The sequence below is a fragment of the Nostoc sp. JL23 genome (assembly GCF_017115065.1).
In the GTDB taxonomy this organism is placed as follows: domain Bacteria; phylum Cyanobacteriota; class Cyanobacteriia; order Cyanobacteriales; family Nostocaceae; genus Nostoc; species Nostoc punctiforme_A.
This window is the reverse complement of record NZ_JABXKN010000121.1, coordinates 108043-128256: the sequence shown is the minus strand read 5'-3', so window position 1 is coordinate 128256 and position 20214 is coordinate 108043. Positions and strand designations below refer to the sequence as shown.

22 protein-coding genes are annotated in these 20214 nt (G+C 40.8%); 6 read left to right on the top strand and 16 right to left on the bottom strand.

The window, feature by feature from the left end:
- Positions 1-51 precede the first annotated feature (51 nt).
- Positions 52-249 carry a DUF4926 domain-containing protein gene (locus HWQ42_RS24420; protein WP_292816827.1) on the bottom strand — a complete coding sequence of 66 codons (198 nt, stop codon included), beginning with the start codon at positions 247-249 and terminating at the stop codon, positions 52-54.
- Between the two features lie 64 nt (positions 250-313).
- Here HWQ42_RS24420 and HWQ42_RS24415 point away from each other — a divergent pair, with 64 nt between their 5' ends.
- Together HWQ42_RS24415 and HWQ42_RS24410 are read left to right on the top strand one after the other, a co-directional pair.
- Positions 314-673 carry a hypothetical protein gene (locus HWQ42_RS24415; RefSeq protein WP_292816825.1) on the top strand — a complete coding sequence of 120 codons (360 nt, stop codon included), beginning with the start codon at positions 314-316 and terminating at the stop codon, positions 671-673.
- Positions 670-1071 (top strand): type II toxin-antitoxin system VapC family toxin, encoded by a 402-nt coding sequence (locus tag HWQ42_RS24410; protein ID WP_292816823.1) that lies wholly within the window; start codon positions 670-672, stop codon positions 1069-1071. Before HWQ42_RS24415 ends, HWQ42_RS24410 begins: the two co-directional genes overlap by 4 nt.
- Before the next feature lie 16 nt (positions 1072-1087).
- On the opposite strand, the gene aroH is transcribed toward HWQ42_RS24410, so the two are convergent.
- The 3 genes from aroH to HWQ42_RS24395 all read right to left on the bottom strand — a co-directional run bounded on the left by aroH (position 1088) and on the right by HWQ42_RS24395 (position 3372).
- On the bottom strand, positions 1088-1501 hold the full coding sequence (gene aroH / locus HWQ42_RS24405; protein ID WP_292735923.1) for a chorismate mutase: 414 nt from the start codon (positions 1499-1501) through the stop codon (positions 1088-1090).
- A gap of 102 nt (positions 1502-1603) precedes the next feature.
- Positions 1604-2425: a signal peptide peptidase SppA gene (gene sppA / locus HWQ42_RS24400; RefSeq protein ID WP_292816821.1), complete on the bottom strand. Its 822-nt coding sequence runs from the start codon at positions 2423-2425 to the stop codon at positions 1604-1606.
- A 650-nt stretch (positions 2426-3075) separates the two neighbouring features.
- Positions 3076-3372 carry a hypothetical protein gene (locus tag HWQ42_RS24395; protein ID WP_292816819.1) on the bottom strand — a complete coding sequence of 99 codons (297 nt, stop codon included), beginning with the start codon at positions 3370-3372 and terminating at the stop codon, positions 3076-3078.
- A 466-nt stretch (positions 3373-3838) separates the two neighbouring features.
- On the opposite strand from HWQ42_RS24395, the gene HWQ42_RS24390 reads away from it, so the two are divergent.
- The 4 genes from HWQ42_RS24390 to plsY all read left to right on the top strand — a co-directional run bounded on the left by HWQ42_RS24390 (position 3839) and on the right by plsY (position 7308).
- On the top strand, positions 3839-4633 hold the full coding sequence (locus HWQ42_RS24390; RefSeq protein WP_094350672.1) for an MlaE family lipid ABC transporter permease subunit: 795 nt from the start codon (positions 3839-3841) through the stop codon (positions 4631-4633).
- 119 nt (positions 4634-4752) lie between these two features.
- Positions 4753-5139 (top strand): DUF3119 family protein, encoded by a 387-nt coding sequence (locus tag HWQ42_RS24385; protein ID WP_094350673.1) that lies wholly within the window; start codon positions 4753-4755, stop codon positions 5137-5139.
- Between the two features lie 136 nt (positions 5140-5275).
- The gene (locus tag HWQ42_RS24380; RefSeq protein WP_292816817.1) at positions 5276-6550 is read left to right on the top strand and encodes a DUF3086 domain-containing protein; all 1275 of its coding nucleotides are present in this window, start codon (positions 5276-5278) and stop codon (positions 6548-6550) included.
- A 77-nt stretch (positions 6551-6627) separates the two neighbouring features.
- A complete protein-coding gene (plsY, locus tag HWQ42_RS24375) occupies positions 6628-7308 on the top strand; it encodes a glycerol-3-phosphate 1-O-acyltransferase PlsY (protein WP_292816815.1) in 681 nt (226 codons plus the stop codon).
- Between the two features lie 82 nt (positions 7309-7390).
- Here the strand turns inward: plsY and HWQ42_RS24370 are convergent, their stop codons facing one another.
- From HWQ42_RS24370 to HWQ42_RS24315, 12 genes are all read right to left on the bottom strand, one after another.
- The gene (locus tag HWQ42_RS24370; protein WP_292816813.1) at positions 7391-7648 is read right to left on the bottom strand and encodes a hypothetical protein; all 258 of its coding nucleotides are present in this window, start codon (positions 7646-7648) and stop codon (positions 7391-7393) included.
- Between the two features lie 63 nt (positions 7649-7711).
- The gene (locus HWQ42_RS24365) at positions 7712-7951 is read right to left on the bottom strand and encodes a hypothetical protein (RefSeq protein WP_292735900.1); all 240 of its coding nucleotides are present in this window, start codon (positions 7949-7951) and stop codon (positions 7712-7714) included.
- Between the two features lie 349 nt (positions 7952-8300).
- Complete coding sequence (locus HWQ42_RS24360) at positions 8301-8873, bottom strand: hypothetical protein (RefSeq protein ID WP_292816811.1); 573 nt, start codon at positions 8871-8873, stop codon at positions 8301-8303.
- Positions 8874-8910: 37 nt separating this feature from the next.
- Entirely contained in the window at positions 8911-10569 is a 1659-nt protein-coding gene (locus HWQ42_RS24355) for a TrbI/VirB10 family protein (protein WP_292816809.1), read from the bottom strand.
- On the bottom strand, positions 10566-11270 hold the full coding sequence (locus HWQ42_RS24350) for a hypothetical protein (RefSeq protein WP_292735891.1): 705 nt from the start codon (positions 11268-11270) through the stop codon (positions 10566-10568). Before HWQ42_RS24350 ends, HWQ42_RS24355 begins: the two co-directional genes overlap by 4 nt.
- A 46-nt stretch (positions 11271-11316) precedes the next feature.
- Positions 11317-12138, bottom strand: coding sequence for a hypothetical protein (locus tag HWQ42_RS24345; RefSeq protein WP_292816807.1), 822 nt, complete (start codon positions 12136-12138; stop codon positions 11317-11319).
- Between the two features lie 92 nt (positions 12139-12230).
- Complete coding sequence (locus HWQ42_RS24340) at positions 12231-13280, bottom strand: hypothetical protein (RefSeq protein ID WP_292735885.1); 1050 nt, start codon at positions 13278-13280, stop codon at positions 12231-12233.
- A 100-nt stretch (positions 13281-13380) separates the two neighbouring features.
- On the bottom strand, positions 13381-14214 hold the full coding sequence (locus tag HWQ42_RS24335; RefSeq protein ID WP_292735882.1) for a hypothetical protein: 834 nt from the start codon (positions 14212-14214) through the stop codon (positions 13381-13383).
- 429 nt (positions 14215-14643) lie between these two features.
- The gene (locus tag HWQ42_RS24330) at positions 14644-17391 is read right to left on the bottom strand and encodes a hypothetical protein (RefSeq protein WP_292816805.1); all 2748 of its coding nucleotides are present in this window, start codon (positions 17389-17391) and stop codon (positions 14644-14646) included.
- On the bottom strand, positions 17345-17716 hold the full coding sequence (locus HWQ42_RS24325; RefSeq protein ID WP_099101832.1) for a hypothetical protein: 372 nt from the start codon (positions 17714-17716) through the stop codon (positions 17345-17347). Before HWQ42_RS24325 ends, HWQ42_RS24330 begins: the two co-directional genes overlap by 47 nt.
- A 14-nt stretch (positions 17717-17730) precedes the next feature.
- Positions 17731-18342, bottom strand: a complete 612-nt coding sequence (locus HWQ42_RS24320; RefSeq protein WP_292816803.1) for a hypothetical protein — start codon at positions 18340-18342, stop codon at positions 17731-17733.
- Positions 18343-18921: 579 nt separating this feature from the next.
- Positions 18922-20112, bottom strand: a complete 1191-nt coding sequence (locus tag HWQ42_RS24315; protein WP_292816801.1) for a choice-of-anchor tandem repeat GloVer-containing protein — start codon at positions 20110-20112, stop codon at positions 18922-18924.
- Positions 20113-20214 lie beyond the last annotated feature (102 nt).

Below are 20214 nucleotides of genomic sequence, written 5' to 3'. Positions count from 1 at the left end.
TATTTGGCTGTATGCCATTATAAATTAGATTATCAGCCGCGATCGCACAATTTATTTTCTACCCATGGGATGTATTTGTATGCTGTGGAGTGAAACAATTGCAACAGTTTCAACATCCAATGTGACAAATTCAACTTCATATCCTTTGCCACCCTGATGCACTAAAACAAGTGTACCTATATCACCCTCTTCTAAACTATGTTCTGGGATATCACTAGTCAAAATAACCCGATCAAGTTCTTGAATCATCGCTATCAATCTTGCAGCCTCAGCCAACTATAATGTAATTAAAATTTTACGTAAGGATGGAACCATGACTAACAGTCAAAAGATGGTTCGCTTAAACTTAGATTTGTCACCTGAACTAAATCAGATATTAGACGAACTAGCAAATAAAATAGGCACAAATAAAGGTGATGTTCTGCGTCAGGCTATAACCTTGATGCAAATTATGGTTATAGCTAAAGAGGAAACCAAAAAATTAGGAGTTACAGAAGCAAATCAATTGATAGTAAATGAAATCATCCTCTCATCTGAGCAGCAGCCAAAATCGCATCCACTAGACACGTTTATGGAAAGGCTTGGCCCTTGGGAAGATGAACGTACTGCTGAGGAAATAGTCAAAGATATTTATGATAGCCGTACTATTTCTAACAATGACATTAGCCTATGACTTATTTACTTGATACCGATACCTGCATTTATTGGATTAAAGATATTAATCCAGTCAAAACTAAAGTTAGAGAAATAGGATGGGAGCAAATTTGTATTTGCAGTATCACGGTTGCTGAGTTGTATTTCGGTGCTTATAATTCTCAACGAGTAGTGGAAAATTTAACTCGTGCAGAAGAATTTATTCAAAACTTACCCGTTCTACCTTTAACCGATCCTGCCCTTAGAAAGTATGGTGAATTAAAGGCAGAACTCCGTAGAATAGGACAAACTATTGCTGAATTTGATTTACTAATTGCTAGTGTTGCAGTTGCAGAAAATTACACTTTAGTAACAAACAATATTCGTCACTACAGCCGCATTTCTAATTTGCAGTTGGAAAACTGGATTTCATCTTAAAAAATATTAAGTATTCTTACACTTTTGACTTAACTGCTTGCTGTGATGCTTGTAAAGTCTGAGGCAAACTCCAGTCGGGACGCAAGCTAGCGGCGTTGCGTAAATAAATATGATGAATTGAGGCGGAGGCTGGCAGATAAGCGTGGATTAAAAAGCGAATGCAGCGCTGTAAGCTGCCTTCGACGTGCATTTGCTGCACATCCAACATAGCCACATTATCCCAACCAGGACGCGCTCTTGCGATCGCAGCTGGAAAAACTGCATCCAAATCGCGTGTCACTGAAAAAGTCACACTAATAATGTCCTTGGGCTGGAATTGATTCCGGTTTTCCAGTTCATTTAGTAGTTCTGTAACTACCTCTTGGATTGTCTCAACAGTATTTTCTGAAGCGGTTGTTGCTCCGCGAATAGCCCGCATTTGCCAGTCCACGCCAAAATCCTCCTTAAAACACAAAAGTGAGGAGTTAGGAGTTGAGAATGAGAAGTTAAGACTGTTAACTCATAACTCCTCACTCATAACTCCTAACTCATATCAGGGTCGATATAACCACAGAGGTAAACCACTAGTAGACATTTCAAATTCGAGCCAATCAATACCAGCCCCAATTCCTGATGAAAACTGACGACTTCCTGGTATAAAACGACTCAATAAGGGTTTACGTTCTTCTAGGGTATAGCAGAGAGTTTTTTCTGGATCGAGACCAACCAGTTCTGCTGTCCAACGACGGGCATCTTCTTCTGTACCCAGGCGGTCTACAACACCCAAGGCTAGGGCTTGCTGTCCAGTAAAAATCCGACCATCAGCGAAACTTTTCACAGCTTCTACCGTTAAAGAACGTCCATCAGCTACCGTTTGGACAAACTGCTGATAACTTGTGTCAATCAACTCTTGCAGGATGTGTTCTTCTGGTTCGGTCAGTTGCCGATCGAAAGCCAAAATGTCTTTGTAAGGGCCAGACTTAATTACCTGGAAGGAAACACCGATTTTTTCTAGCAAGCGTTCCAAGTTATTCCCACGCAAAATCACACCAATACTACCCGTAATCGTACCTGGGTTGGCAACGATGTATTCGGCTCCCACGCCGATGTAGACTCCTCCAGAAGCCGAAATATTGCCAAAGCTAGCAACTATTTTGATTTTCTCGCGCAAACGCTTCAGGGCACTGTAGATTTCTTGAGAATCTCCGACTGTACCGCCAGGGCTATCGATACGTAGCAATAATGCCGGAAACTTTTTTTCTTCTACAGTTTTCAGAGCTTCTAGGACGCGTTTGCGAGTAGCACTACCGATCGCACCAGTAATTTCAATCCGCGCAATTTGTTTTCTAAACTTGGGCTTAAACGGCCAAACCATGAGCTGTCAACATACCTCGTAATAAATTCAATATAAGATCCCCAACGGTCAGACGACCTGCTTTCCTCTGTTAAGAAACATGAGCAAGCATTGTGTTCATCAGAATTTTAAGGAAATTTTTATACTTTTCAGTGAGTTTTATTTGATATTCTCGATTAATACTAATCAAATCCTCAAAGATTACAGCTAGCATAAAATGCCAAACTCTAGTTTAGCGTTAACCTGATGATTTAGAAAGACTATTTTAGCTATTTTGCAAAATTAAAAGCTCTCAATGCCTTGTTATTCTGGCTTTTTGAATATTTGAGGACTGGTTTTACTAAGGTCGCACACGTTTACTAGTTGTCAGTAATTAATAACTAATAACTAATGAATATATAAATATTTAATCAATTACTTCGACACTCAATTTAATTAATACAAATTCATTCAGCAACACTAATCTCTATTTAGGTTAAGACTAGTACCGCAAGGCGGAAGTCAAAAGTTAAAAGTCAAAAGTCAAAAGTGTTATGGAATAAGCTCTTTAAAGATTTTAAATGGTTGCTCTATTTCCGCCGTGTTGTACTAGTAGTACTTTCACTCTGGGAAATATCACTTTTTCCTGTCTTCTACAGCCCAATAATCTCCTGATCAAGCGATTCCACTACTCAAGAATCTATACGTAAAATTTGATACCGATAATATACGAACATATCAAACAGTGCGCCAACGAAACTAAAGGTCAAGCTAATTACAAATAATCCGCGTAGGGGAGTTCCACTGCCGAAGGTGGCGAGAAAATGCATAATCTGAGTTGCGATCGCCTCGGTTAAATCTTGTAAGCCAGGGATGTTACTGATGAGGGATAGAAAAAGGAATCCGCCGCCAACGAGGAACATGGGAACGACAAAACTAAAAATGATTGTAAGTAGTAGGGAGCGGAGAAAGTTAGTAAAAATAGTCATTTAAGACAAACTCCGTGAGTAGAGATGACAAAAGCAAGATAGCGGTTTGTCATTTTCTACAATACGAGCGATCGCTCCAGAGCAGCGAATCTGTCAAAAATCTTAAGTTTTCATTAAAATAAACGGGTAGCAGTTACAGCCTATGCTGGGGATATAAAAGGCAATTCAAATCTACAAAAACCTTGCAAAATGGAGGTTATAGCCAAGTGTACTACTTATTTATTGCCTTACAGCACGTTTAAGAACAGCTTCATTTTCTGAGAACATCTTTAATCTAAGTTAATATTTAGCCGTCTTGAGGGAGTAGGGAGATGAGGGCAGAGGGGCAGGGGAGAGAAATTGCAACAAGTCTTTCCCCTTGTCCCCTTGTCCCCTTGTCCCCTTGTCCTCTTCATCATTCCCCATTCCCCATTCCCATGACTTCCGCTATTCTTAAGGCAGTTACCGAGTTAGCTACAGCAGAACATTGAACCAGACTACATCCAAATCCAGTTTAGGGGAATGGAGTCAGCGTTTGCTGGCGGCGATTTTTCTGGGTGGGCAAGTACTAGTTCACCTATTGAGAGGCAAAATCCATCGGCGTAACACCTTAGAACAAATGGCAGCAGTTGGGCCAGATTCCTTATTTATTGCCCTATTGACGGCTATTTTCGTTGGTGCAGTGTTTACCATTCAGGTGGCGCGGGAATTTATCAACTTTGGCGCCGGAAACATTATCGGCGGAGTGCTTTCTATAGCGTTGACACGAGAACTCTCTCCTGTGTTGACAGCAGTAGTTTTGGCGGGACGAGTCGGTTCTGCCTTTGCAGCAGAAATCGGTACCATGCGAGTCTCAGAGCAAATCGATGCCATGTTGATGTTAAAAACCGACCCAATCGATTATCTAGTTATTCCCCGCGTTATTGCTTGCTGTTTAATGTTACCAATTTTAACCCTCCTATCTTTGATAACGGGGATGTTCGGAGGATTCATCATTGCGACAAATATCTACAACCTGTCTGATACAGTATTTCTAGACTCAGCCCGTAATTTTCTTGGTATCTGGGATATTTTAAGCGCCATGATCAAGGCGTGTTGTTTTGGGATTTTAATCGCTGTAATTGGTTGCAGTTGGGGGTTGACGACAACAGGAGGTGCTAAAGGTGTAGGACAGTCAACTACAACTGCTGTTGTGACTGCCTTGCTGATTATATTTGTGAGCAACTTCTTTCTTTCTTGGTTAATGTTTCAGGGGACTGGCAGTGCATTCATAGGGCTATAAAAGTTAGAAGTGAGAAGTGAGGAGTTATGAGTTAAAATTCCTCACTCTTAACTCTAACTTCTAACTCCTGACTCCTAAAATAGGAGAGATGCCTACTAAACAAAGCAGGATTTAAAACTGTGACCAGCTCATTTGCTTCTAACTCCACATCAACTGTGGAACTCAAGCCTAGTTACAATATACCCATAGTGTTGGTGATTGCCGCGATTCCACTACTGTTGGTACAACCGTGGGTAGGCTCCGTTTTTACGCTGTTTGGTTTGTTTCTCATGTTTCAGGCGTTAACGTTGCGTTTGCAATTTACCGTTACCGATTTAGATATTTACAGAGGCGAAAAATTGATTCGGCGCTTTCCCTACCAGGAATGGCAAAACTGGCGGATATTTTGGAATAGAGTCCCCATTTTGTTTTACTTTAAAGAAATTAAAAGTATTCACTTTTTGCCGATTTTATTTGACCCCAACACCTTGAAAACTTGCTTAGAACAACGTTGTCCGCGTATTTAGTGCTGAGTGCCATCTGTGCTGAGTCGTTTTGATATAGACTCAGAACTCAGCACTCATGCTCAGGACTTTTATGGCAGGTCAATTGTAATATTTCTGAAAGCTATTTATTCGCGTCATAGGAATTACACTATTGTTTATGAACCCAGAGGCATCTCAAACCCCAGAACCAATTGATGAGCAGTTGACAGAAAAAGCAGAAGAGAACAATGCAGGTGAACATCCAGTAAATCCATCAGTTGAGTCAGTGGTAGACACAAAAGCCATTAGCTCATCAGAGGAGTACACAAATTTTGAGCCACTCATTTCCAATGCAGAAGTGGTAGATTCGACAGTAGAACTAACAGAAAATTCAAATGGCGAGTTTGTAGCGCAATTAGAAGTGGAAAATGCCGCCTTGGGGTCTGAAATAGAATCAGGAAATCATTTATTATATGTAGAAGCAGAACAGCGGATAGCAGAGTTGCAGAGTGCTGAAGTAGCTCTCAAGTCAGAAATAGCCAAGCTGCAAGCTTCTTACGAAAAGCTTCAGGCACAGGTAAGTGAAACTCAAACCTCACTGGGGCGACTCGTGCAAGAGTCGCTAGTACAGTTAGAACAACGCAAACAAACCCTGCAAATTTCTGTAGAACAACTAGAACGCCGTCAAGAACGTATCCGCAATGAGATGCGAACCACTTTTGCTGGTGCATCCCAAGACTTGGCAATTCGGGTGCAGGGTTTTAAAGACTATCTCACGGGTAGTTTACAAGATTTGGCTGTTGCCGCTGAACAGTTGCAACTGACCCCAACTGTGGTAGAACGAGAAAAACCAGCTGTAAAAGAGGCTAAACCAGCCGAACCCCAACCTGGAATACCCCAATTTGCCCAACAGCAGTTTCAAGATACTACAAAACAAATTCGCCGCCTAATCGATCAATACCGCAATAAACCAGATTACTACGGACCACCGTGGCAACTACGCCGTACCTTTGAACCAATCCACGCTGAACGAATCTCCAACTGGTTTTTTACTCAAGGAGGAAGGGGCGGTTTGCGGACAATGGGTAGCCGCTTACAAAATATTCTGATTGCCTCAGCTGCAATTTCGATATTACACAAGCTGTATGGCGATCGCGTCCGTACTTTAGTCTTAGCTAATACACCGGAGCGATTAGGTGAATGGCGGCGTGGCTTGCAAGATTGTCTGGGAATCGGTCGCCCAGATTTCGGCCCAGACCGGGGTGTGGTATTATTTGAGGCATCTGACGCTCTCGCTCAAAAAGCAGACCGATTGACGAAAGCCAATCAATTGCCTTTGATTATTATTGACGATTCAGAAGAACAAATTAGTCTGTCACTGCTGCAATTTCCCCTGTGGTTAGCCTTTGCTCCTGACCCCAAAATAGTGAGAAACTATGATGATGATTTTTAAATGAGTTATTGGTCATTGGTCATTGGTCAAGAGTAATACCTCTTGACTTTTTTGAATTTTAAATTTTGAATTGTATTATGGCTATTTGGTTAACTCTGTGCGGAGCAATTGTGGTCATAGCTTACCTGCTGGGTTCTTTTCCCACTGGCTACATTGCTGTGAAGCAGTTAAAAGGTATTGATATTCGGGAAGTTGGTTCAGGTTCTACTGGCGCAACTAATGTACTAAGAACCTTGGGCAAAGGGCCAGGAGCATTGGTTTTAGTACTTGATTCTTTAAAGGGAGCATTAGCGATCGCTCTAGTTTATTGGTTGTTTAACTTTGAACCAATTAAAAATTATATCCCTCCAACAGTAGATGCACAACTGTGGCAACCGTGGTTAGTAACAATATCTGGGTTAGCTGCCATCCTGGGACATAGTAAATCAATTTTTTTGGGCTTTACCGGTGGTAAATCTGTTGCTATCAGCTTGGGGATTTTGTTGGCAATGAGTTGGCAGGTAGGTTTAGCAACAGCGGGTGTGTTTGCCATCGTTGTGGCGATATCGCGGATTGTCTCTTTAAGTTCAATTGCAGGTGCGATCGCAGTTTCCATTTTCATGGTAATTTTGCATCAACCCTTACCCTATATTCTGTTTGGGATTGCTGGTGGATTGTATGTGATTTTGCGCCATCGCACTAATATTGAACGACTGTTTGCGGGAACGGAGCCGAAAATTGGGCAACCTGTAGCGACAGAACCCGAACAAACTGCATGATAGGTAAGCGGGAGTCAAACTCAAAACTCTTCTCTCAGATGGGGAGAGCTTCTTCCAGAATTACTGTATTTATGTTTTAGAATTACGAACGAACGTTGCCTTTAATTAAACGGTGGAAAAGGCGGCAAGGCCACAAAAAAGCTCCACAAATACTGACTGAGGCGATGGCGGCCACAACTCGCCAACTTGAACTAGACCCAGTATCAGACTCTGAAGGATGAGCTTGTGTCTGTTTAGCTAATTCTGGCATTGAATGAGATAGCTGACTGGCTGCACTCACCCCTTCAATCGCTGCTCCAATTAGATAAGCTACTAGGGCAATTACTAGCCAGTTATTCATAATATTCCACTGTTTGAACTCTGAGCGTATGCTTGGCAGCGAGCAATAATTTGATTTTTCGGACTAATGATTGCCGCCTTGCCCTAAAGATAATCGACCTTCAGCCGTATCACGAATTAGGGGCAGTTTAGATTTTATATAAGTATTGAGAGTACTATCTGACTGAGCATCAAGCCCTTGCTTGGCTTTTAACTGCTGGAGAAGCAATTGTACTAAAGCAGCATCGTCAAACTGGAGTAGGGTGTTGACCTGGGTAGACTCGATTACAGCCCAAAGCTGTTGCATCATTTTCGCTGTCACCATGAGCCTGTAACCTCTTAAGCTTTTCTTTATATTTACACGATTTTGGAATTTGTGGTTAGTTTTTGTCTGAAGATTTATAAAGATGTCGGCTAAAAATGCCTGAGTCAGTTAAATCTGTTAAGTTATAGCGTTTTTCAATTGATTGCACTACAGTAGTAGCCCACACGTTATCTTAACCGTGCTATTTAAAGAAAAAAACTGCCCAAAGACTTAAATCTTCCCTAACCCTTTTTTAGAAGCAGGGAATTATGGCAGGGCTTTTGATCGGCCACAATGCAGACATACGTAGGCATCAACGCTTTTTGTCGAGGCAAAACTTCTGTGGCTATCGGGTAATTTTGCTAGAACTTTATTGTAAAACTCTTGAACAAGCTCCTTCCTGACCAGAAGGATCGGGAAAAACTGCTAAGGTGTGGTATTCAGGAGCATCTGTTTTATATATCACTCGAAAAGTATACAACTTGTTTTTACCTTGCGCTTCGGTAACAACTGTTAAAAGTGTATTGCTAGTGGCAGGAAGTCCAGGAATATCCAGTTTTTGAATTCGTCTGAGTTGAATTACATTTGCTGCGGAGTTTTTACAATCTCCTGAACTACTATTAGCTTCTTGACCAAACTGCATACATACTGGCCCATCAAAATCCATAGTTACCTGTGATGGGTCATTTAACCAAACTTTTTTAATTACTTCTCCAGCCGGAATAAAGCTTAAGTTTGTTCCTTGTTGATACCAGACATCAACTGTAGGTACTAGTCCCCCTAAACCTTGTGCTTGACAGGAAAAGATGGAACGCAGAACGGCGTTATTAGCTACGGCGCGACCTACCAAGAAGAACATAGCAACCGAGAAAATTAAGGAAGCTATAGGTAGGAAATAAGAACGTTTTGGGTTATTTCCTGACAATTTAATATTCTTTTTCATGGTTGCAAATATCTAAAATTGGTATAAATATTACCTCTTAAAACTGAGTTGCTTGATTAACATATATTTCAATATTTGTGCCTGCTGGCAAAAACCAAACACCACCTTGTTGAGACATTTGGGCGATCGCCTGTTGATTACGTTGGGCAATTTGGGGTACTACAGAGTTCATACCACCTTCTAGAACCCCCGCTGCAAGGTTGCGTCTATTCTCGGTGACAGTAGTATAACCAGTGACGACACCATTACCATTGTTGGGGTTATTGGTGCTATCGCCATTTTCGCTATTCTCGCCGTTAAGGACGGCGTTGTTGCCATATCCTCCATATAAAGGCAGGAGTTTGGTATCAGGACGATTTACTAGCTCTGCTGCTTTAGCAATACCTCCCAAAACAAATAGTCCTGCATCCATCGAGGCTATAGACGAACTTTGACCAGGAAATTTATTTGCGATTAAAGGCTTACCTTGAGTACCGCGAAGAATAATTGCATTGTTGGGTAAGCTTCGTTCTGTGGGGTTGCCATTATTTTGCGAGATAACTTTGACTACGTTCATCTGCAAAAGACCTTGTTCAGAAAGCGAACCAATTTCAGCTAGGAATTCGGTGTTTGCGGGTAGAGCGATCGCACCATCGGTAGATTTTAGTGGTTCTTTCAATCGGATTACAAATACGTTTTTCGCTTCATCTGCATCACCACCACCACCTGACTTATTACTAGTTTCTCCAAATATTGCTGTCGCCAACACAGCTTTGGCACTACTCCCAACTGCTACAGATTTCTGCCCCTGCGGTTGGGCTTGACTGACCGCAGGATTGTCCTGTTGTGGGGTTTGTGAGGTTTGTGGGGTTTGCTCAGGATCTGGGTTTGGCGTCTCTTGCTGCGGCTGCGCATTATTTGCAGGTTCCAAAGTAGCTATATTACTAGTAGGTTGATTGCTAGGATTGACTTGACCATAGCTACCTAACTTTGCTAACCTTGCCCACTCTTCAAATGGGCTTGGTGGAGTTGGTGGAGTTATATTAACTACTGGTTGAGTGGGGTTCACAACTGGTGGTTGGGGTGATAGCGAAGGTTGAGAAGCAGGTACTCTAATGACGCGCTCAACTGTCACTGTCCGAGGTACGTAAGCTGTTGGTGGGGGCGTTGGGATCACTTTCTGTCTCACTGACGGTTGTTGTAAGGCTACTGTCGGCGTTGATTTGGCAATTCTCAGCTGTTGCTGGGCAGCTTTCACCATCTGTGCTTGTTCAGTCAGAGCTAATTTCGTTTTGAGAGTATCTATTTGGCCTTCCATCTGTTGAGATATGGATTCATCAGTGGGCTGCTCTTGCACTGGTGGAGAAACAATAGTTTTTGGCTTTTGATTGCTGCCACTCATCAACTGAGACAAAAACACACCACCTACCAAAACGATCGCTAAGGTAGCAGCCCCTACCAAGCCTAACTTGGCAAAGGGATTAGATGAGAGTGCTTGCTTAGTCTGAACTTCTTGTGGTTGAGAAAGTGGCTCTGGCGGCGTTGCAGAGTCTTCCGATTCTTCGGTGTCACTAGAAGAAGATTCTTCTTCAAAACCGACCAACCTTGACATCCGCGATTCCCAATCTACAGATTCTACTTCTGGTTGGCGATCATCGGTAGTTAGAGTAAATCCATTTTGGGGAGGCGTTTGGGCAGGAGTTGAGTATCGGGTCATGGTAGAGCCTTGTTTGGATTTCCAGAACAATTATTATCTTTAATTTCACATATATTATAAATTTCTAATCTGGCTTCTCCAAGGCGGTAAGCTGCAAACTGCGACGGTAGTGCTGCATTTGATAGTGAAGTTACAGGTTGATCTATTGCTCTAACTAAAATTTGTTTATTAAAGGAAACTGATTTCCCTAATTTATCATAACTGTTAAAAATTAATTGATTGGCAAGTATCTCTACTTTCCACTTCCCATTACTTATTGCTTTCGGTTGAGAAACTCTTTGGATTACTAAGACATTCTCCACTCCCCTATTAACATTTTCAAATTGGCTGTCTGGATTTAAATTAGTAATTTCTGACTTAAGTTTTTCTTTAAAATCATCAGCTACCAGTTGGGAGGTAATTTCCCAGACTTGTGTTGGTGGCTGTTGTTGTGACCAAGTAAGCATTAAACTCATAGTTTCACCCACAAAGCGCCGAATCGTCTCTGGTTGCCGCTCTAAATTGGGTTGGGGGTCTACCGTTATAGCATGACCATCAACAAGTTGCACTAAACTTTGAGGTGTGAGTTGTCGACCTAACTGTTGTAACATAGACCCGTGAAATATTAGTAACAGCAAGGTAAATAGGTGTAAACCAAACGTTCCTACTGCCAATAACGGTAAGGGACTATTTTTCTTATTTTCTGGTTTGAGTAATTGCATTAATAATTGATCGCATAAATTGAACTATCTTCACCTAAAAAAGCGATTATCTGATAAAACTATCAGATGTTTGTCCAGTTCCGCATTGTTTTGATTTATTTTCGTTCGGGTTGTAGTCATCTAGCAAACATAAGTTACGAATTTCATAAATTTCTAGTCTATCAGCGCGGACACTATAAATTGCTTTTTGCAGGTCGGTGCTATTGTCGGCTTGGGGATTAGCGAAATAATCTGCTGCACGTACCAGGAAATCTTTATTAAAAGGAGTTATGAGTTTTGCACCACCAACTCGGTTTTTTTGAATTAAGTCAGCTACCATACCCACTTGCCACTTACCTGGTGCAATTTGTTTTGGTGGATAAACTCTTTTAATTACTAGTTGTGATGTCATCGCTTGGTTGGGATTTTCAGAGAAAACTTCTGGCGGTGTCATTTCTGCAACTGTGCTTAAGAAACCTTTACGAAAGTCTTCTGATAAGGCAAAACTAGCTACCCAACTGCTAGTACTAATTTTTTGGCTACCACCTTGAGGTGTGTTAATCAGTATTCCTAAATCGGATTTGGGGTTTGCGACTTCTTCAATAGTTTGTGGTGGTAAGGTTCCAGACCAGCTAAACATTGATATCATCGTTTTGCTGATAAATTGGCGAATTGCTTCTGGTTCTCTTGCTAAATCATCAATATTAGCTACTGGTTTGCCATTGATTAATTGTACAAAGTTGGGAGGTTTTCTCAAGCTGAGTTGGCGAATATTTAGCCCTTGTAATAAAAATAAAAATAAAACTAATATATGTAAACTGAAGGTTGCGATCGCAAAAAACGTCAAAACACTTCCCGTTCTTTGTCTTTTTTCTAGTAAACGCACCATTTCTTCACCTCCTCCTGCAAAAACTTCAGCTATTATATATGATGTTTTGCATATACTTACTAGTTACAATACTTGCAAAAATTTTATATTTTCTATATCCTCTCTTTTACTAAAGAAGCTGTACTGCTGATGGCGCTGAAGACTGCAAAACCACCAGCCGCAGCGACAAGTAAAGATAAAATTGGTGCTAAAATTCCTAGAAAAATTATGAACCACATTAAATCTGGATCGACATTAGCATTTTGACCTGGCCCATTGACAATCACTGCCGCAGTCAGCACAGCAATAATATTGAATGAAATTTTGGCGATTCCAATAGATAGAAATCCAGTCAGCCACGCAAAAATTGGTTTACCAGCTACAGGTAGTAAAGATCCACCTACAGCAATTGGCCCTAAAGCTGCTATCAACAACATCGTAGCTTCTATCAAATTCTGGAAGGCATATTGTAAGGAAACTAAAAAGTTCTTGATGCTCGTTTGCACTGTAGAACCTAATAGAGAATTAAAAGAAGTTTCTGATACAATGCCAGTGCCATATCTGATATTATCTACCTTAGTTTGTAGTCTATTTATCCAGCCTTTATTTCCATAAGTATTTCTATATTTCTGCCAGAGAACATTAACTTTTTCGGCAGCTTTCACAAAACATTGACTTTGTTGTTCGCCAGTAAGCGATTGGCAAGGACGTAGAAAAGAACCAGCTACTTCTTCAGCAACACTCATATTCAGTGCTTGCTGATATATTTTATCTGCATCTGCTGATACCACTACTTGCTGATTCACAGTGTTTAAAAAATTCCGCACTCCCAGTGTCAGATTAGACAGTATACTTCCATTGCCTGAATTACTTAAGAGTACTACCACAATAAAAGGCCAAATTAAAGCTGATATGGGACGCGTGTATTCGTAGGATATTAAGTCTTTGAGGAATTGTATCATAAAAAATAACAGGGTTCCTACAGCAAAAAAAATACCCAGATTTGTCAGCGCTCCATACAAGTTATTACTGGTGTTATTTTGTAATAAATCCAGCCATTGTTTGTCCCAACCTTCGGCAATACTTTGGGAAGTTGCGGCACCAGTATCGAGAATCTGATCGATGCCTACTTGGGCAAAAATTAGTTTGATAGCAACTTGCATTTTGAGTTTCTGGGCTATTTTTTTAGATTTCCTGTTGGTTGATCAGAAGTTAAAGGATTTTAAAACTAGGCTAGATGTTTAGAGTTGTTTTATGAAAATCCTACTTATTAACTTTTCTGCCAAACAAATCTAGTTGAGAAGTCGCTCGTAAAAGTCGCGACGCTTCTGTAGATGTTTCTACTCGGCGAGCGCGATTCGCCTCTTCTGTCTGCTGAGAAATGTTTGCCAAATTTAAGTTAGAGTATTGCAAAGCCTGATTATTTTGTAAAGTCTGACCAAATGTTTCAGCTAAAATTTTTATTTGTTCCTGTTGAATTTTCATCATTTGCACTTGACTAGCACCTAGCAATTCTGCCAATACAGAAATAGCATTTGCAGCTAGATCAGGTGTTTTAACTGCATTAATACTGGTCTTAATTTGAGTAAGAAGTGTATCATTGGTCCCCTCTGTTGCCTGGGCTAATGTCTCAATATCTTCCAGACTTTTCTCTGTATTTTCTAACTTCGTTTTTGTCCGAATTTGTCCATTTTTACCAAGAACACCTACCGCTACTCCACGGGTCATTATACGATTAAGTTCATTGCTAACTAAATTTCCGCGCACTGCTGAATTATTCTCAAAACGACTTGATTTCGCATCTGAATTATAAGAATAGTTAATTACATCATCACGAATTTTTTGTCCCGCAGCGACGGGGTTAGGTATCCTCAAATCTCCCTTAGCATTCTCAATCGCAATTCGACTCTGACCTTCTTCTAAAGTGTTTAAGGTATCCTTAACATTATTATGTTGAAAGTAATCTTGCATATCTTTGGAATATGATTGAAAGTCAGTCCAAACCTGACCTAATCCGCTCGTCTGAACTTGTGCTACTGCTGGTAGTATTGCCAGGGATGATAGCAAGGTAAAAGTTAAAATGGTAGTTTTTCGCATACATCTGTGCCTAAGAAGGTAAACTACATTATATAGTGAGGTAAAAATTTAGCTTTTGAACCGTGCTAATTTTATGTTTTGGATAATAGAATTAGTTTTTCGGTTCAATCCCCGACGCTATTCTAAAATCTAAAATTCCTAAGAGGTTGTTTGAAAAATGGTTGGCTGTGATTTTAATCACCCCCCTTAATCCCCCCGATGCATTGGGGGGAGACCGGAAATCTAGTTCCCTCCCCTTTCCAAGGGGAGGGTTAGGGTGGGGTAAAAAATATTTGATACATCAATCATGACTTTTCAAACATCCTCTAAGCTATAACCAAAAATGGGTGCAGTAAATCTAAAATACGCTCGTAACTCGCTAATGCTACTCTATCGGAAATCTAAAATCCAAACTTCTTTGATTCAGTATTAACTACTTACATAACTCAATTAACTACTACGTAGAGTAGCCACTAATTGACGCGCAAACGCAGAAATTGCTTCATATTTATCGCTATGAAGTTGCATCATTTGGCTACGTGCAGTTTGTTCATAAGGGTTATTAGCAACTGCTGCCAATTGTTCGTAACCTGGATAGTAACGGCAGAATGTATAAATACCGTTATCATCTAATAACCATTGGCTATAAACACCTTCTTTGCGCGGAAAAAAGCTTTCTGAGGCATTACGAGAAATAACTTGGCGGGGATATTTCAAGATGTCTGCAAAACTATCTACTGCAACTGGCTGAATGCGTCCAATCAATCGTGTTGTCAGGTTTTGCAATATTTTCGATGCAGCTTTAGATTTAGCAATGGTGTCAGGGTCTTGTCCTGATAAGATGACTCTGATACCGGCTTTAGCGCCGTTCGCACAAATTCTACCAACTAAATCAGAAATTTGCTCGAACTCAAACAAAATTGGTGCTTCGTCGATAAAGAATATGGAAGCTGGACTGCCTAATGCGCGTCGCAGTGCGGCTGAATAAGCACTCAAGGATAGTACGGCTGCATCTTCACTATCTGATAGGTTTCTGAGAGCAAAGACTAAAAGTTGTGCATCGGTAGGAAAGCTGGATGGTGCAGAAATGGCTTGTCCCACGCGGCTAGAAAGCCAAAATCGTAAGCGCAACTGAATTTGACTGAGAGCATCTTCGACTCTACCAGTTAAAGAACTTAGCTGCAAGTGTTCTGGTGAGCAGAAAAAGAGAAAATCTTTTAAAGTGGGGGTTTTCTGCCAAGCAAGAGTGCCAAATCCTCCCTCCATCGCCTGTCGATATCGCTCTTTGATACCCTCATCTCTAAAGAAGGCTTCTAAAGCGAGGTTGAGCAGCGATCGCACGGTTTGCGATAAAATTTGACTTTCAGTCGACGATCCTAAAACCATTGTCATTAACGCTGATTCCAGGAAGGCGGTATAATCGTTAAAGCGATCGCGCTGTTGTTCTACTTCTAGCGATCGTAAATCTGGCTGTTCAAATAAGTTATTCGATTGTTTGGAAATATCAAAATAGGCTCCATTCCCCTCCATAAACTCTGTGTAGTCAGTGAAAGTAGATGTCCCATCAGGTTTCGGGAAATCTAACGCCACAACCGGAATCCCATGCGCTAAAGCCTGAGTTAAAATCCCTGATACCAACACCGATTTACCAGCACGAGTTGTCGCAAACAAAGCTAAATTTTTGTGCTGATTAAATAAATCTAAATGTATGGGTGTTCCGCCTTCTTCAGCAATCAACTCAAAGCCTTTTTTGTCACCTTTTTTGGTTAAAACTAGAGGCATTAATCCCGGAACTTCACTGGTTAAATATAGCTGGCGGCGGTTGAAAGGTGTTGCTAATAAACCCTCCCAAACTATTGGTAGAGTTTGCAGCCAAATTTTCCAGGCATATTCAGTTTCCCTAATTACTCTGGCTGGACGTTGAAAACAGTTTTCAATATATCTTGTCGCCTCATCTAATTTTTCTAAAGTCGGACGATGTACTAAAATAGCGACACTCGTATAAATCGGGACTGCACCTTCAAATAACTGTTCTTGCGCCGCTACCGACTTTTTTAACTTTAATTGAGCGTTGACATCAATAGTTTTACTTTTTTCTTGAGCCATAATCGTTGTCATGTTTGACTGCTTCAGCACTCGTTGCAGAGTCGTTTTTACCAATGCTGGATTGGCAGCAGTCAACTCACAAAAAATTTCTGTATCTACTACTGTTTCTCTGGCCAATAGTTCCCATAAATAGCGCAGTTGAGACGATTTATTCGGCCAACCACCGGGTTTTTCCAGAAATGACAGTGCGCCAATATAACGATTATTAACATTCACCCAGCGGCGATCGGCACAAGGTACACTAGATTCCATCAGCAAAGTTGTGCCGTGGATATTCTCTAGAAGTAATTTAGTACTAGCTAAATCGGAATTAACTTGTTCGTGTAATCCTTCTTCATCTAAAGTCATTAACTGGGGAATAGCTATTGGCTGCGTATCATTAAACCTTTTCCAGATTTCCCCCCAGAGTTCATCAGCAGTCAAAGGTTTGACATCCAATCCCATTTTGTTAGATAAGATTTGTTCCCAGCGGAGAAAACCCTGGTTGTAAGCATTTGTAATCAGGGTTTCGATACGTTGATTTTCTACTTCTAAAAGATCGCCTTTAAATTTCAACCACCAGGATTCAGCTTTGACTAAAAGCTTTTCTATCCAATCATCTGCGTGTTGCGAGTTAGATTCAATGGTGTAAGTTACATAAATCCGCAAAGATTTAGGCTTACGAATTCCAGAAATAGTCAGTTCTTTAACTCTGGCTCTCTCTGCCATCAACAAATATTTGATGTCTCGCGATGATGTATTTCTGATTAATGTTGCTAACTCTTTTTGGCGCTCTTTGTCTGAACTAAAAGAACCCAAGTGTAGCGTCATCCTTTCACCACTAGGAATGTCTTTTAATCCGGCTTCAATGTTATTAAAAAGTGTATCAATTTGTTCCGGTCTTAAGGTGGTATGAATTCCCTTACAATCAAAACCAAAAACAAAGCAGAACCGATCTTTTTGAGTACCTTTTGTCAACAGGTAAGCGCCAATATCACGTCCATTCATTGCAACACGCAGCATTGTCGCCAAGTGCAAGGCGTCTTCAAATGGCGTTAATCTACTTTCATTTCCGGCGATGCCGACGCTTTGTTTTCCGATTTTTTGCTTCATGGTTAACTTCCAGTAAGCTTTGATAACGAGCAAAGCCTCGTGTCCAAGCGGGAACGCCAATAAATTTACTTAAAAAACTCCAACTCCTACCACCAGTTAAAATCCACCAAGTTCCTATTCCCCAACCAGTCATTAGTACTGTCCACAACCATTTTTGAAACTCTTCTTCAAAAAGACCCCCAAAAATTCCATTGATAATAAAATAGGAGGCTAAGGCAATTACCGTCCAAGGAAGAATTTGATCGGCAGGAATTGGCCCTAATGAAGGTTGACTTCCCAAAACCTGATTGACTGGACGAAATTCTTGTTCCCGCTCTTGAGACATTTGAAATATCTGAATTATTTACTGCTATCGCCAATTACAAAGCGTGTGAGTACATCAGCAATGGTAACAGCAACAACCACTAATAGGGGAGTTCTGGCGATGCTTTGCCAATCTTCATCTTTACGCACTGCATTAATCACACCAACTAGGGAGATTGCAATATAAAGTAAGTAAATTGCCCGTAACACATTAAATATCAGGCTTACTGGTGTGTCGCTAGCACCAGCATTGTTTGCTGTTAAGGTTTTTTTGAAAAACTTTTCAGCTTCCCCAAAAAACTGTGCTTGTGCGGGGGCTGCAAACCAGTCTAACCAATATAAACTCAGAACAATCGCTGCTGCTAAAATTTGTAATAATATTAGCGATCGCCTTGGTAAATTCACTTGCTGCCCAATTTGCTGGATGATGACTGCAATTAAACTACCAACAAGTAAACAAAAGACCAGAATAGGACTTTTGAGGCTGATAACGCTAACCAATACAGCACAAGCAATCAAAAAAGGTACAGATTCAAGCAGAATAGTCAGACAGGATTTAAATGCCAGTCTTACCTTGTGAGATTCTTTCGCCGCACTACCAGTTAAAGCTTTGAAAAAGTTTCTCTTGTGAGAACTTTGTCTAAACATTTGCTAATTTTCCTATGTGTACTATAATCAATCCTTGTATCTAATTTTACGACTGCTACAATTCAACATACTTTAACATCATTCATTATTAATCAAATTATAAACCTGTAGTAAAGTTATATATTCTACATCAGTATTCTGAAGTTAAGTTAACATGATATTAAGATTTATCTAAAACTAAATTTCTCTGATTTGAAAAGCTGGATTGCAAATATCGAGATTGAACTGTTATAGTCCTCTCGATTTTGATAATTTTCTCAATCTTCTCATACAGATAGCCTCGATAAACCAACTTCAAAGCCTTGACTTTCTCTACCTATACAGGTATTTTAGCGAACTGCTATAAACATTTCAGACTTGTATGTACACCGTAGGCTTATTCTTCGGGAAGACCAAGTGTAGCTTTGGCTCTTTGGAGTACTTCGGGTTTAAGCAAGTAATCAAGGGAAGATGATATGAAACAGTATTGAGTCACCGAAATTCAAATACCTGCCTTGAAAAGTTTAGATCGATTGTAGAAAAATGGTAAAGGTTCAAATGTACTTTTTACCATTTTCTACACCCCAATTAGATTTGCAACTAAATTACAAACTTAAACACAGTTCCTAGATTAGAAGTACCGCCAAAAGAGGCAGTACCGTAAAAGGCACCATTCGAGAGCTGAATTAGCGTGGACTCTGGCGTTGCCCCATTAGTGCCATTAAAACTAATTAAGCCGGTAATGGTTGCCCCAGTCAGCTGATAGATAACTCCTTTGTTATTTGCCCCACCAGCAGAAGCTGTGCCATAGAAGTTACCATTGCTTGCTTTTATGAGTGCAGCCGTTGGGTTGGCCCCATTGGTGCCATTAAAACTGGCAACTAAAACGGGTGTACCGCCACCGACTGGAACCTTGAATACAGCTCCTTTATTGTTGACTCCACCCAGTTTAGCGGTGCCATAGAGGAATCCACTAGATTCAATTAATGCAGACTGCGGATTGGCTCCATTGGTGCCACTAAAGCTATATGAAGTCAGTATTCCTGCGGGAGTTAACTTGAATACAACTCCTTTAGCACTTGCTCCACCGGCAGAGGCGCTGCCGTAGTAGTTTCCATCGGTAGCCAGTTGTAATCTTGCTAATGGAGTTGCCCCATCAGTACCGCTGAAGCTTCTGATGGTGGTGAGTGCCCCGGTAGTGGGCGAAACCTTGAATATAGTTCCTTTATTATTGGCCCCACCTGTAGAGCTTGTGCCCCACAAATTGCCATCAGTACCTGTAATCAGTCGGCCTGCTGGGTTAGCCCCATTAGCGCCTGTGAAATTCGCAAGAGTTGTCAGGGTTGTAAAAGCTGTTTTCGCCAACTTAAACACACTGCCGAGGTTACTTGTACCACCTGTAAAGGTTGCCCCATATAAATTGCCATCGGCTGCTTGAAATAATCTAGCGACTGGATTAGTCCCTTTGTTGATTCCAGAGGTTCCGGTGAAGTTTATCAGTGTAGTCAGAGTAGTGAAAGCAGTAGGAGTTAACTTGAATGCAGTTCCGTTGCCAGAAGTGCCACCAGCAGAAGTAGTTCCATAAAGATTGCCATCAGTACCGTTACCTTTAAGTACACCAGCTCTTGGTGTAGCTCCATTGGTGCCGTTGAAATTTACAACAGTAGTCAATGTTGCAGCAAAGGCTTGCTGGAAGGGTAGTATTAATGAAGAAGCCAAAACAGTCAAAGAAGTAAAAATCAATACCTGATTTTTGGCCTGGTGTTGTTTGTACAGATTAATCTTGTTCATTGAATACCTCAAAAAAGTTTAGTAGAGACGGAATGGTAGCTAGTTATTACGGATTTTGTGATGGCTGCTACTCATGACTAATACCAATTTGAAAAATGATTG